Origin of the sequence: Sphingomonas oligoaromativorans, assembly GCF_011762195.1 — a bacterium.
In the GTDB taxonomy this organism is placed as follows: Bacteria; Pseudomonadota; Alphaproteobacteria; order Sphingomonadales; family Sphingomonadaceae; genus Solisphingomonas; species Solisphingomonas oligoaromativorans.
In genome coordinates this window covers 300231-312143 of record NZ_JAASQK010000004.1, presented here as the reverse complement: position 1 = coordinate 312143, position 11913 = coordinate 300231, and the positions used below count along the sequence as shown (strand labels likewise).

General features: G+C 66.8%; 13 protein-coding genes. 4 read left to right on the top strand and 9 right to left on the bottom strand.

Going from position 1 to position 11913, the window contains the following annotated elements:
- The first annotated feature begins 20 nt into the window (after positions 1–20).
- Positions 21–383 carry a UrcA family protein gene (locus tag FHS98_RS10140; protein ID WP_167103843.1) on the top strand — a complete coding sequence of 121 codons (363 nt, stop codon included), beginning with the start codon at positions 21–23 and terminating at the stop codon, positions 381–383.
- Positions 384–432: 49 nt separating this feature from the next.
- On the opposite strand, the gene FHS98_RS10135 is transcribed toward FHS98_RS10140, so the two are convergent.
- Entirely contained in the window at positions 433–1173 is a 741-nt protein-coding gene (locus FHS98_RS10135) for a response regulator (RefSeq protein ID WP_167103840.1), read from the bottom strand.
- Positions 1166–2407 carry a sensor histidine kinase gene (locus FHS98_RS10130; protein ID WP_167103837.1) on the bottom strand — a complete coding sequence of 414 codons (1242 nt, stop codon included), beginning with the start codon at positions 2405–2407 and terminating at the stop codon, positions 1166–1168. Before FHS98_RS10130 ends, FHS98_RS10135 begins: the two co-directional genes overlap by 8 nt.
- Before the next feature lie 306 nt (positions 2408–2713).
- Here FHS98_RS10130 and FHS98_RS10125 point away from each other — a divergent pair, with 306 nt between their 5' ends.
- The 3 genes from FHS98_RS10125 (at position 2714) to FHS98_RS10115 (ending at position 4804) form a co-directional block, all read left to right on the top strand.
- Positions 2714–3400: a DUF1223 domain-containing protein gene (locus tag FHS98_RS10125; protein ID WP_167103834.1), complete on the top strand. Its 687-nt coding sequence runs from the start codon at positions 2714–2716 to the stop codon at positions 3398–3400.
- Positions 3401–3633: 233 nt separating this feature from the next.
- Entirely contained in the window at positions 3634–4173 is a 540-nt protein-coding gene (locus FHS98_RS10120) for a sigma-70 family RNA polymerase sigma factor (protein ID WP_167103831.1), read from the top strand.
- Positions 4163–4804: an NrsF family protein gene (locus FHS98_RS10115; protein WP_167103828.1), complete on the top strand. Its 642-nt coding sequence runs from the start codon at positions 4163–4165 to the stop codon at positions 4802–4804. The genes FHS98_RS10120 and FHS98_RS10115 overlap by 11 nt, the downstream gene beginning before the upstream one ends.
- Positions 4805–4862: 58 nt before the next feature.
- Here FHS98_RS10115 and rclC read toward each other — a convergent pair whose 3' ends face one another.
- From rclC to FHS98_RS10080, 7 genes are all read right to left on the bottom strand, one after another.
- Positions 4863–5477, bottom strand: a complete 615-nt coding sequence (gene rclC, locus FHS98_RS10110; RefSeq protein ID WP_167103825.1) for a reactive chlorine resistance membrane protein RclC — start codon at positions 5475–5477, stop codon at positions 4863–4865.
- 26 nt (positions 5478–5503) lie between these two features.
- A complete protein-coding gene (locus tag FHS98_RS10105; RefSeq protein WP_208402172.1) occupies positions 5504–5854 on the bottom strand; it encodes a carboxymuconolactone decarboxylase family protein in 351 nt (116 codons plus the stop codon).
- Between the two features lie 98 nt (positions 5855–5952).
- Positions 5953–6231, bottom strand: coding sequence for a hypothetical protein (locus FHS98_RS10100; RefSeq protein WP_167103822.1), 279 nt, complete (start codon positions 6229–6231; stop codon positions 5953–5955).
- Between the two features lie 83 nt (positions 6232–6314).
- On the bottom strand, positions 6315–8933 hold the full coding sequence (locus FHS98_RS10095; protein WP_167103820.1) for a M1 family metallopeptidase: 2619 nt from the start codon (positions 8931–8933) through the stop codon (positions 6315–6317).
- Positions 8934–9004: 71 nt separating this feature from the next.
- Positions 9005–9964: an endolytic transglycosylase MltG gene (mltG, locus tag FHS98_RS10090; protein ID WP_167103816.1), complete on the bottom strand. Its 960-nt coding sequence runs from the start codon at positions 9962–9964 to the stop codon at positions 9005–9007.
- Between the two features lie 8 nt (positions 9965–9972).
- On the bottom strand, positions 9973–11229 hold the full coding sequence (fabF, locus tag FHS98_RS10085) for a beta-ketoacyl-ACP synthase II (protein ID WP_167103813.1): 1257 nt from the start codon (positions 11227–11229) through the stop codon (positions 9973–9975).
- A gap of 149 nt (positions 11230–11378) precedes the next feature.
- Positions 11379–11615 (bottom strand): acyl carrier protein, encoded by a 237-nt coding sequence (locus FHS98_RS10080; RefSeq protein ID WP_019833157.1) that lies wholly within the window; start codon positions 11613–11615, stop codon positions 11379–11381.
- Positions 11616–11913 lie beyond the last annotated feature (298 nt).

The window sequence follows — 11913 nt, the reverse complement described above, 5'->3', positions numbered from 1 at the left end:
GGCTTTGAGGAGCATGGATCATGGTCACCCGGTTCGTCCGTACCAGCGTTTCCGCCGCAATGTCCGCCGCCGCCATTCTCGCCATGCCGGCGCTCGCGGCACCCGTCACCGACGGCCAGAGCGCGATCGTCCGCATCGCGGACCTCGACCTCGCCACCGATGCCGGCGTCCAGACGCTGCACGCCCGCGTCGCCCAGGCCGCGAAGGCGGTCTGCGGAGCCCCGGATGCCCGCGATCTTCTCGCCGTTCGGCAGAGCGATGCCTGCCGCCGGGTCGCCCTGGAGAGCGCCGCGCCTCAGGTGCAACTCGCCATCGCCGATGCGCGACCGGGCAAGGCCCTCGCGATGGCGGACCGAAGCCCGCGTCAGATCAATCTTCACTGACGGCAGGAGCGCCTCCGGCAATCGCCCGGAGGCGCCTTTTGCTGGCCTGTCAACGCCCCGCGATGGCTTTCACGGATGGCAGATAGGTCCGTCCGATCCGCATCTCCGACCCGTCCGCCAGACAGGCGGACCATGTGCCGAGCCGATCATGCTGGAGCTTCGCGATGAAGTCCTTGCGCACGATCGTCGAGCGATGGAGGCGGATGAAGCGCGTCGGGTCCAGCCGGCGCTCCAGCTCGCTGATCGTCTGGTGCAGCAGGAAGCTGCGCTGGCCGATGCGCAAGCGCATATAATCCCGTTCCGCCTCGATCAGATCGATGTCCTGTGCCGCGATGCGGATCATCTCCGATCGATGCGGCACCCAGAACTCCTCGGTCCATTCCGATCCGGGCGGGACATCGCCGGAGGCCTGCGTGCGCAGCTTCTCGGCGACGCGCGCCACCGCCTTCGCGAGCCGCTCCTGCGTCACCGGTTTCAGCAGATAATCGACCGCCGCGACATCGAAAGCCGCGACCGCGAACTGATCGAAGGCGGTGCAGAAGATCACCGCCGGGCGCGCCGCCTTGCCCTCCAGCACGCGGGCGACGCTCATCCCGTCCATGCCGGGCATACTGATGTCGAGAAGCAGCAGGTCGGGCGACAGCGCCTCGACCAGCCGCAGCGCGGCCTCCCCATCCGACGCCGTGCCGATCAGCGAGACCCCCTCCGTCCCCGCGCAGAGGATCTGGAGCCGCTCGACGGCCAGCGGCTCGTCGTCGACGATCAGGGCACGGAGCGGCGCCTCAGGCACAGTTCCACACCATCGGCATGGCGAGGCGCACGGCGAAGCCGCCGCCCGGCAACGCCCCCCAGCGACAACTTCCCGCCTCCCCGAAGCGGGCGACGAGCCGGTCCCGGACATTCTGAAGGCCCACGCCGGTGCCGTTGATGGCGTCGATCGGCGTCGGCAACGGATCGCCGTCATCCTCGACGCAGAGCAGCAGGCCCAGTTCGCTCTCGCGGGCGCGAATGCGGATCGTCACGGGCTTCTTCGATCGCGACACGCCGTATTTCACCGCATTCTCCACCAGTGGCTGGAGGATGAGTCCGGGTACGCACGCGCTCTGGAGCCTCTCGGGTATATCGATATCGATCACGAGGCGCTCGGGAAAACGCACGGCCTCGATGTCGAGATAGAGACGCTGGAGGTGGATTTCCTCGGAGAGCGGCACGTCCACCGTCGGATCGTCGCACAGGCTGGTGCGGAAGAAGGTCGAGAGGTTGAGGATCATCCGCTCGGCCTGCTCCTGCCTTCCCGTGAGCACGAGGGACGATAGCGAATTCAACGTGTTGAAGAGGAAATGCGGGTTCACCTGATACCGCAAGGCGCGCAGCTCCGCAGCCTGCGCGGCGGCACGGAGAGCCCCCGTCCGACGCTCCAAGGCCCCCACTTCCGCCGCATAACAGAGTGCGACGTAGAGCGATGCCCAGGCGACGAAGAAGAAATAACCGTTCCAGGAATTTTCCGCGATCGACTGGAGGATGGTCATCTCCTCATCGTCGTGCGTCATGTTTTTGGCGGCGACGGGCGGGCCGGGCGGAACGGGGGTGGTGATCTGGAAGTTGTTGTCCGGCGGCCCCGGCGGCATCTCCATCGGGAACCCCCGGCGTGGCGGCGCCCCCTTCTGGTACCGGGCCTCGTATTTGGCCTCCATCTTCTTGTCCGTCTCATGGAAGAAAAAGAGGTTGACGCTCGAATAGATGATCGCCGCCGGGATCGCGATGAACGCCGCCAGCACCATCGTGCGCTTGAGCGAGGCGGTCGGGTTTCCGCGCAGCAACAGATAGAAGATGTAGGACAGCCCCATGCTGACGAGCGCCACCGCCGCGCGGCGGAACAGCAGCTCGAACTGGTTGTCATAGCCGAAGGCCACCGCGCGGGCCGTCGTGATCGCGAAGTAGAAAGCCCAGAATCCGGCGATCGACATCAGCGCGACGCGCGGACTGAGCCGGGCGGGTGGAGGCTCTTCAGAACCGATCTGCATGATGGATCATAACCCAACCGGCATCAGGATAAAGTGAACAGGCCGTTCCGTCTGTCGAAGCCGGTGACATGTTCGTCGAAATGGCAGCGGTGAAGGCCGCATTCCCATCCACCTCACCTCTTGGACTTTCGGGCCGCGGCCTTTCACCTATGCCGCACTCGGGATCGGGGCCATCAGCGCCGATTGTAACCGGTCGCCGGCAACCCGCGAATGTCCACGCGACACGGGCGCTCCACGACGGACGCCCCGAACGACATCGGAGTATTCGTGATGCGGACGCGCTTGCTGCTGGGATCTGCCCTGGGAATGATCGTCATCGGCGGCGTGGCATGGGCATCGATCCCCGCGCGGGAAGCCGTCCATCCCATGGCCGCCCATCCGACCGTGGTGGAACTGTATCAGAGCCAGGGCTGTTCGAGCTGCCCGCCCGCGCAGGACAATATCAACGCCATCGCCGATCGCGGCGACGTGGTCGCGCTCTCCTTCTCGGTCACCTACTGGGATTATCTCGGCTGGAAGGACAGTTTCGGCTCGCCCCGCTACACCCAGCGCCAGTGGGACTATGCACATCATAACAACCGCGATCAGGTCGGCACGCCGCAGGTCTGGGTGAACGGGCGGACGACGATCCTCGGCAGCGACAAGGCCGAGCTGAACGCCGCCATCGCACGGGCCGGCGCTTTCCAGGCCCCGCCGCTGTCGCTGCGAGACGGCCGGCTCTCGGTCGCCGCCGGCGCAGCGCCGAAGGGCGGGGCGGACCTGTGGCTGGTCCGCTACGATCCGCGCACCGTGCAGGTGGCGATCCGGGCCGGCGAGAATGGCGGCCGCACTCTCCCGCACCGCGACATCGTCCACGATCTCGTGAAGGTCGGCCATTGGACGGGCACGGCCCAGACCATCGCGCTTCCCAAAACCGCGCCGACGCCGCTCAAGAGCGTCGTCCTGCTGCAAGGCGGCACGGGAGGACCGATCATCGACGCGCTCCGCATCTGACGGAAAAATCGGGATAAGGCGAGAATTGGGCTGGCTTTCCTGGCCAGCTTCGTCAGTCTGCGTGACGGAGCTGCCATGAGCCTTGTCTTGCCAATCCTTCAGCCGGTCGGGCCGGCGCATGATGCCGTAACCGGAAGCCTGTTTCCGACGAATGGCGTTCCATGCCTTCCCTCGCCCGCTCCAGCCTCAGGTCCGACGCTCCGGCTGCTCCTCTGCGTTTCCGTCCGCCCCCGATGAAAGAGGCCGAGCCGGACGAATGGGGCTCGCTGATGGCGGCGGCCCAGGCCGGCAATGGCGGCGCCTATCGCCGGCTGCTGGCCGAGATCCGGGGATGGCTGACCCGATATTACGCCTCGCGCCTTCCCCCCGCCCATGTCGACGATGCGGTGCAGGAAGCGCTGATCGCCATTCACGAGAAACGCCATAGCTATGATCCCGCCCGCCCTTTCCGGCCGTGGCTTGCCGCCATCGCCCGCTACAAGTGGGTCGACCGCCTGCGCGCCATGTCGCGCCAGAAGACCGAGGAGCTGCCCGACGACACCGCCATCGGCGACCATGAGAGCGCCGTCACCAGCGCGGCGCTGCTGGGCCAGTTGATGACCACGCTCAAACCCGCGCAGGCCGAGGCGATCCGGCTGGTGAAGCTCGAAGGCTATAGCGTCGAGGAAGCCTCCGCGCGGACCGGCCAGTCCGGCTCGCTCATCAAGGTCAACATCCATCGCGGCCTCGCCCGCCTCGCCGCGTTGATCCAGAGGCAGTCCGATGGCGAGTGAGCAGCTCCTGGACGATCTGGTCGCCTCGCTCGCGCCGGTGCGCCCCCGCAATCCCAGACGTGAGGGCATGGTGCTGGCGCTGGTCGGCATGGTGGAGCTGGGCCTCTATCTGATGCTCGGACATCACCGGCCCGATCTCATGATGGCGATGCACATGCCCTCCTTCTGGTGGAAGGCGGGATGCCTCGGCGGCCTCACGATCATCGGCATGGTCACGGCACTCCGCTCCTTCGATCCGACCGCGTCGCCGCGGCCCGGCCTGCGCTGGATGGCGCTGCTGCTCGGCGCCGCGCTGGTGAGCGGCTGGGCGATCGACATCGCCAATGCCGGCGGCGGGATGCTGCGCGCCCGGCTGATGTGGCGGCACGGCATCGATTGCATGATCGCGATCGTCATCCTGTCGATCCCGGTCGCCGTGGCGCTGGGGCTGATGATGCGACGCGGCGCCCCCACCGACCGGAAGGGAAGCGCGCTCGCCATCGGCCTTGCGGGAGCCGGCTGGGGCGCCTTCGTCTTCATCTTCCAGTGCCCGCATGACGATCCCTTCTATGTCGCCGTCTGGTACGGCGCCGGCGCGGCGGCGGTGGCGCTGATCTGGTGGCTGATCCTGCCGCGCGTCACGCGCTGGTGAACGGCAGGCGGCGGGCGGAGCCTCCTCCACCCGCCGCTTGGGGCTTCACCGGACGTCGTCAGGCGATCTCGAACTGCTTCCGCTTCTCGACCTGCACCGTCCGGTCGCGGAGCAGGGCGCGGGCGGTGTCGACGAGGATCAGCCACGCCCCGGCGAGGATCGCCACATCCTTGATGACCAGCCGGCCGGCACCCGACAGATAGGGAAAGCCGTGCTGGGCATCCCCCAGCGCAGGCACCCATGCCTCCGGCGTGGTGAACAGGAAGGACAGGGTGACGAACGGCGTCGCGAAGGCCAGCGCCGCACCCACCAGACCCAGCCGGCGCGATACCAGCCCCGCCAGCGTCAGCGCGCCGATCACCAGTTCCACCGTGCCGAGCCCATGGGAGAAGCCGTAGGTGTTGTTGGCGGTCTGCCAGCTCCGCTGTTCGGGCTTCAGTTCGCCTTCCTTGGTGAGATGCGACTTATAGTCCTTCGGATGCTCGTAGAAGAAGGACATCACCGGGCTGTTCGCCACGAACGGCGTGATGCTGTCGGCTTCATAGGGCTGGAACTTCAGGAAGCCGATCCAGAGGAAGATGATCGCGATGGCGATCTTCATCGCGCCGATACCGACGCGGTTCGAGGCGGGGCTGGCGATGATGCCGAGCCCCCGATTGATGAGACGGAGCATGATGTTTCTCCCTGCCCTTCGGGCGCTCAGGCTTCCTGGGCCGCCGCGAAGGCGTCCAGCGTGCGGGTGGAATAGACAAGCGCGGCACCGGCATTGATGCTCACCGCGACGCCCAGCGCCTCGGCGACCTCTTCCCTGGTGGCACCCAGCTTGTTCGCGGCATCGGCGTGGACCGTGATACAGCCGTCGCAGCGCAGCGAGATGGCGACCGCCAGCGCGATCAGCTCACGGGTCTTGGCGTCGAGATGGCCGGTCTTCGCGCCGGCGCCGCCGAGCGTCATGTAGCCGCGCACCGTATCCGGGCTCAGCTTGCCCATCTCGCCGACACCCGCGCCAAGCTGAGCGCGGTAACCATTCCAATCCATCATGTGGGTCATGAGAACCTCCTTCGTTGATGAGGAGGATTTAGACCCGAGCCCGGCCGTGCTGGATGCCCGCGCGGCGCATCGCGATGACCGATCGGATCAAGGCGCCGTCATTCGGGCTCGCAACGGAGCTGGCTGCTGCTCCCCGCCCCGAGCCCCGCCTCCATTGCGGCGGCGTAGGTATGGAGCGTGCGCAGGCAGCGTGCCTGATTGAAGAAAATCCGGGGACCGGTGGGCAACCCCACCAGCCTGTACCGCCCCTGCCGGTGCGGCGGAACATAGACGGCAGGGGGCGCTACCGACGCGTGATCCGGCGACGCCTCCTGCGGCTGCCCCGGCGATCCGCAACCGATCGCCAGCAAGCCCATCAGGATGCCCATGCCTTTCATCCGCTTACGCCCCCTCCCGCCGATCGAGCCGGAACCGGACCATGGCGGCGCGGGCCGTACCACCACGGCCCGCGCCCCGCGCTTCATCGTCCGTGAACGGCGTCGGAGATCCGGGTGCCCAGCTTCTGCTGGAGCACGCCACAATCGCGTACCTCCTCCACCGCGCGATCCAGCGACAGACCGCCGCGCTTATACGCCTCGACCTTGGGACGCAGCACCGCTTCGATCTCGTTCGCCTTCTCGACCGAGCAATAATCGCTGCCATATTTGGGCAGGATCGACGCGGCGAAGATGCCGTTGTCCTTCACGAAGACGTCGTAGTGCTGCACGAGATAGTCGAAACCCATATCGCGGGTGGCCGGCTCGGACACCATGTAACGCAGCACCGAGAGGCGATCGCTCGGGCGCAGACGCTTGTCGTCCATATGGGCGATCAGCCAGCGGCCGTTCGCCGCCGAACCGGTGCCCGCCAGCGCCTCGATGGCGGCATCGCGGAACAGCGTGTCGTCGCTCGACGCCGCCTTGTCGAACAGCGCGGCAAGCGCGGTATCGCCGCCGCTCGACAGATAGGCAGCGAAACCATCGTCGAAGAGCGACTGGTCGAGCGCATCCTTGTCACCGCCCAGATAGGCGGTGGCCGCCGCCGAAAGCTTGGCGAGGACGGCCTTGTCCTCCGCCTCGCCCGCCAGCAGCGAGACGATGCTGGAGCGGAGCTTCTGCCGGTCGGGATCTTCCGACGCATAAATGCGGGCCTTGGGATCGAAGCCGAGCTTCTCCAGGATCGGTGCGTAAATGCCATCGATCAGAGCATGATAGGCCGGCATGTCCGCATCGGATATGAGCCCGCGCGTGCGCCACGACGACAGGCGCTGGCCGCCGTCCGTCACCGCGCCCGAATAGGGATTGGCCGCCATCGCCCGCGCCGCCGCCACGAGCAGCGACGGAGAGACTTCGCCCGCGCGATAGGCCGCCCACAGGCTGTCCGTCATCGCCAGCGCCTCGCCCGCCGGGAGGCTGGCGGATTCGCCGATCAGCTTCCTCCACTCCGTCTCGGAGAGCGAGAAGCGATAATAGCCCGTGCCGCCTGCGTTGGGCATGATCGCCCCCGTGCCCGTGACCGGCACGACGCCCGAAGCCTTGTCGAGCAGGCTGCACTGGCGCGTATCGCCGACGCGCACGCACAGCGGGATCGTCCAGGTCTGCGGCGCGATATCGGTGCCGAGCATGGCATAGCGCTTCTGGCTGACCGCGAGGCCGTTCGCGGTGCGCTCGACGCGGACGACCGGCACGCCCTGCTGATCGACGAAGCTCTTGAGCGAGGCCAGCACGCGCGGATCATGCGCCGCCTCGGCCAGCGCGGCGAAAAATTCCTCCGTGCTCGCATTGCCATAGGCATGGCGGTTGAGATGCAGCCTCACACCCTCGCGGAACTTCTCGTCGCCCAGATAGGCCGCGATCATCGCCACGACCTGTCCGCCCTTGCCGTAGGTGACGGCGTCGAAAGCGCTGTCGATCTCGCCGTTGGTCTTGATCGGCTGGTGGATCGGGCGGCCGGCCTTCAGCGCATCGATATTCATCGCGCGGAATGCCTCGCCGATCGCGCCGACGCCGATCTTGAGGTCCGGCCGCCACTCGTTGCCGATGCGATAGCCCATCCAGTTGGCGAAGCTCTCGTTCAGCCAGATGTCGTCCCACCATTTGGGCGTGACGAGATCGCCGAACCACTGGTGGGCCAGCTCATGCGCCACCACCATGCCGAATTCCTGCTTCTGGGCGGTGGAGGCGCCCTTGTCGAGGAACAGGATGCTGTCGCCATAGGTGTCCGCCCCGGCATTCTCCATCGCGCCCGGCATCACCGGCGAACCGATCTGGTCGAGCTTCGGGAAGGGGAACGGACGGCCGAAATATTTCTCCAGCAGGCCGACGATCTGGCCGGTGTTCTGGAGCGCGAAATCCATCTGGTCCTTGTTCGGCTGGGTGCCGACGACGCGGACGGGGAGCGGCTTGGCGCGCTCCGGCGTCGGCGCGGCCAAGCCGCTGACGGTCGCGAAGGGGCCGACCATCATCGCCACCAGATAGGTCGGCAGCGGCTTGGTCGGGGCGAACTGGTGCCTTTCCAGCTTGCCGACCTTCACCACGCCCGTCTCCGGCGCGTTGCTGACGGCGGTGCTGCCCGGCGCGGTGGTGAGCGAGACGGTGAAGGGCGTCTTGTAGCCGGGCTGGTCGAAGCCCGGATAGGCGGCGCGGGCGTCGATCGATTCGAATTGCGTCCAGGCGTACCACTTGTCCGCGATCTTCAGGTGATACATGCCCGACGGGCTGTTGCCGAACGGCGCGTCATAGTCGAACACCAGCGTCACGCGGCCCGCCGGAAGCGGCCTGGCGAAATCGACGCGCGCCACGCCCAGCGGATCGACCTGGGTATAGGTGGCGGCGGTCTTCACGGCGCCGACACGGGCGAGCGCGGTCGTCACCTTGAGGTCGCGGCCATGCAGATAGAGCGAGCGCGTCGGCGCCTTCAGCGTGACGTCGATCTCGACATGGCCCGAGAAGCGCGGCTGATCGGGAAGGACGGTCAGGTCCAGCCGATAGGCGGTGGGCACGGCCGTATCGGGCAGGATGCCCTGCGGGACGGGCGCCGGTGCGGCCGCCAACGCCGCCGGAGTAAGCATCAACGCCGCTACAGTCAGACCAGTTCGCATGGGAGCCCCTCTATCTCGATGGGGCAGGCATATAGTCGGGTAATACACCCCGCAAGGCGGTTGCGGGGCGCTTACATCTCCCCGCGCGCGTGGCGGATCGCGTACCACTTCTTCACATTGGCGTTATGCTCGGCAAGCGTGTCGGCGAAGACATGGCCGCCCCGCCCGTTCGCCACGAAATAGAGCGCCTTGCTCGCCGCCGGATGCAGCACCGCATGGAGCGACGCCCGTCCGGGATTGCAGATCGGCCCGGCGGGCAGGCCCCGCATGGCGTAGGTGTTGTAGGCGTTCTTGTCGTGCAGCTCGGATTCGAGGATGCGCCTGCCGAGCGGGCGCCCCTTCGTCACCGGATAGATCACGGTCGGGTCGGCCTGGAGCGGCATCCCCATCTTCAGGCGGTTGCCGTAGACCGCCGCGACCGTCTCGCGCTCGGAGGCGATGGCCGTCTCCTTCTCGACGATCGAGGCCAGCGTCAGCGCTTCCTGCGGGGTGGAGACGGCGAGATCGGTGCCACGATCGGCCCATTCGGCGGCGAGCGCCTTGTCCATCGCCTTCTGCATCCGCTCGACGACGGCGAGGCGCGTCTCGCCCTTCTGATAGGCATAGCTGTCGGGCAGCACCGTGCCTTCCGGCGGCACCGGCACCGGGCCGGCAAGCGCCGCGGTCGCCATCAGCTTGTCGTGGACGAGGACGGAGGGCATCCCCTCCGGCACGGTCAGCAGCGTCAGCGCGGGCCGGCCGTGCTGGAGAAGCTCCAGAATGGAGGCCGAGCTGGCATGGGCCGGGATCGCGAAAGCGCCCGGACGGATCGGATCGTGCGAGCCAAGCCGCCCCGCCAGCCCGCGAAACCATGTCGCGCTGCGGATCGCGCCGGCCTCCGCGAGCACGCGGGAAGCCGACGCGATCGTCGCGCCATCGGGGATTCGCACGATGGTCCGCTTCGGGAGCGGGCCAGGCCCGTTCCACATCCACAGCGGAACACCGATCGCCAGCGCGCCGAGCGCCAGCACCAGGAGGAGGAGCCGGCGCATCGTTACCCTTAGATCTTGCGCATCACCAGGCTGGCGTTGGTGCCGCCGAAGCCGAAGCTGTTGTTGAGAACGGCCCTCACCTCACGCTTCTTCGCGACGTGCGGCACGAGATCGACACCCTCGGCGCCCTCGTCGGGATTATCGAGGTTGAGCGTCGGCGGCACGATCTGGTCGCGCAGCGCGAGGATGCAGAAGATGCTCTCCACCGCGCCCGCGCCACCGAGCAGGTGCCCGATCGCCGATTTGGTCGAGCTCATCGAAGCGCCGCCCAGATCCTTGCCGAACAGCCGCTGCGTCGCGCCTAGCTCGATCATGTCGGCCATGGTCGAGGTGCCGTGCGCGTTGATATAGTCGATATCCGAGGGCTTCAGGCCGGATTTCTTGAGCGCCATCTCCATCGAGCGATAGGCACCGTCGCCATCCGGGTGCGGGGCGGTGACGTGATAGGCGTCGCCCGACAGGCCATAGCCGATCACCTCGGCATAGATCTTCGCGCCGCGCGCCTTGGCGTGCTCATATTCCTCCAGAACGACCACGCCCGCGCCCTCGCCCATCACGAAGCCGTCGCGATCCTTGTCATAGGGGCGCGAGGCCTTTTCGGGCGTATCGTTGAACGACGTGCAGAGCGCGCGGGCCTGCGCGAAGCCCGCGATGCCAATCGGACAAACGGTGCTCTCCGCGCCGCCGGCAAGCATGATGTCGGCATCATCCATCGCGATCATGCGCGCGGCGTCGCCGATCGAGTGCGCGCCGGTCGAGCAGGCCGTGACGACGGCATGGTTCGGGCCACGCAGGCCATATTTGATCGAGACCTGGCCGGAAATCAGATTGATGAGGCGGCCATGCACGAAGTGCGGGCTGACGCGGCGCGGCCCCTTCTCGTGCAGCACGATCGACTCGCTCTCGATGCCAGGCAGGCCGCCGATGCCCGAGCCGATCGACACGCCGGCACGATAGCTTTCTTCCAGCGTCATCTCGGTGAGGCCGGCGTCTTCCAGCGCCTGACCGGCGGCGTCGATCCCATAGACGATGAACGGATCGACCTGGCGCTGCACCTTATGATCGACGCGCTTGCCCGGATCGAAGCCCCAGGGATGATCGGCCGGCTTCACCTCGCACGCGACCGTGCAGGCCTGGTTGGACGCATCGAAGCGGGTGATGGTGCCCGCGCCCGACTTGCCGGCGATCAGGTTCGCCCAGCTCGTCTCCACGTCAGCGCCCAGCGGCGTGACAAGACCCAGACCCGTGACAACTACGCGGCGCATCGGCGCCTCCTCTCTTCATTCAGCTCGCTGGCGCCTGACACGCAGAACGCCCCAAAAACGAAACGGCCCCCCGGCCCCGATGATCCGGGTCGGAGAGCCGTCTTGAATCCTCCGGCCCCCGAAGGTGGCCGATGGCAGGATCGCTTGCCTCAGCCCTTGTGGCTGTCGATGTAGGCGATCGCGTCCTTCACCGTGGTGATCTTCTCGGCGGCATCGTCCGGGATTTCCACGCCGAATTCTTCCTCGAACGCCATGACCAGCTCGACGATGTCGAGGCTGTCGGCACCGAGATCGTCGATGAAGCTCGCGTCCTCGGTCACCTTCTCGGCCTCGACGCCGAGATGCTCGACGACGATCTTCTTCACGCGCTCGGCGGTCTCGCTCATGTCTCTCTTCCCATTCCGTTTGGGGGATTGTTGTTGGTCGAATGCCCTAGACGGGGTGGCCGATGCTGGCAAGAGGGGCCGCAACGCTTCCGTTAGGAGTTTGATAGCGAGCGCTGGATTACAGGCCCATCATGCCGGTCCACCCGCTTCTCCGCGCTTCTTATGACGCCAGAATGGCTTGGATTGTCATTGCCACGCTCGGAGCGGCAACATCGTTCGGGCTTTGGTCCACCGGCTTTATCGTCATGTGGCCGAGCCTGCTTCACCCGGTCTGCGGAGCATTGGCATTATACGGGGC

Bases quoted from the DNA above. Each gene is read 5' to 3' on its own strand.
- FHS98_RS10140 (WP_167103843.1), top strand. From the start codon at position 21: ATGGTCACCCGGTTCGTCCGTACCAGCGTTTCCGCCGCAATGTCCGCC.
- FHS98_RS10130 (WP_167103837.1), bottom strand. From the start codon at position 2,407: ATGCAGATCGGTTCTGAAGAGCCTCCACCCGCCCGGCTCAGTCCGCGC.
- FHS98_RS10125 (WP_167103834.1), top strand. From the start codon at position 2,714: ATGATCGTCATCGGCGGCGTGGCATGGGCATCGATCCCCGCGCGGGAA.
- FHS98_RS10120 (WP_167103831.1), top strand. From the start codon at position 3,634: ATGAAAGAGGCCGAGCCGGACGAATGGGGCTCGCTGATGGCGGCGGCC.
- FHS98_RS10115 (WP_167103828.1), top strand. From the start codon at position 4,163: ATGGCGAGTGAGCAGCTCCTGGACGATCTGGTCGCCTCGCTCGCGCCG.
- rclC (WP_167103825.1), bottom strand. From the start codon at position 5,477: ATGCTCCGTCTCATCAATCGGGGGCTCGGCATCATCGCCAGCCCCGCC.
- FHS98_RS10105 (WP_208402172.1), bottom strand. From the start codon at position 5,854: ATGACCCACATGATGGATTGGAATGGTTACCGCGCTCAGCTTGGCGCG.
- FHS98_RS10100 (WP_167103822.1), bottom strand. From the start codon at position 6,231: ATGAAAGGCATGGGCATCCTGATGGGCTTGCTGGCGATCGGTTGCGGA.
- FHS98_RS10095 (WP_167103820.1), bottom strand. From the start codon at position 8,933: ATGCGAACTGGTCTGACTGTAGCGGCGTTGATGCTTACTCCGGCGGCG.
- mltG (WP_167103816.1), bottom strand. From the start codon at position 9,964: ATGCGCCGGCTCCTCCTCCTGGTGCTGGCGCTCGGCGCGCTGGCGATC.
- fabF (WP_167103813.1), bottom strand. From the start codon at position 11,229: ATGCGCCGCGTAGTTGTCACGGGTCTGGGTCTTGTCACGCCGCTGGGC.
- FHS98_RS10080 (WP_019833157.1), bottom strand. From the start codon at position 11,615: ATGAGCGAGACCGCCGAGCGCGTGAAGAAGATCGTCGTCGAGCATCTC.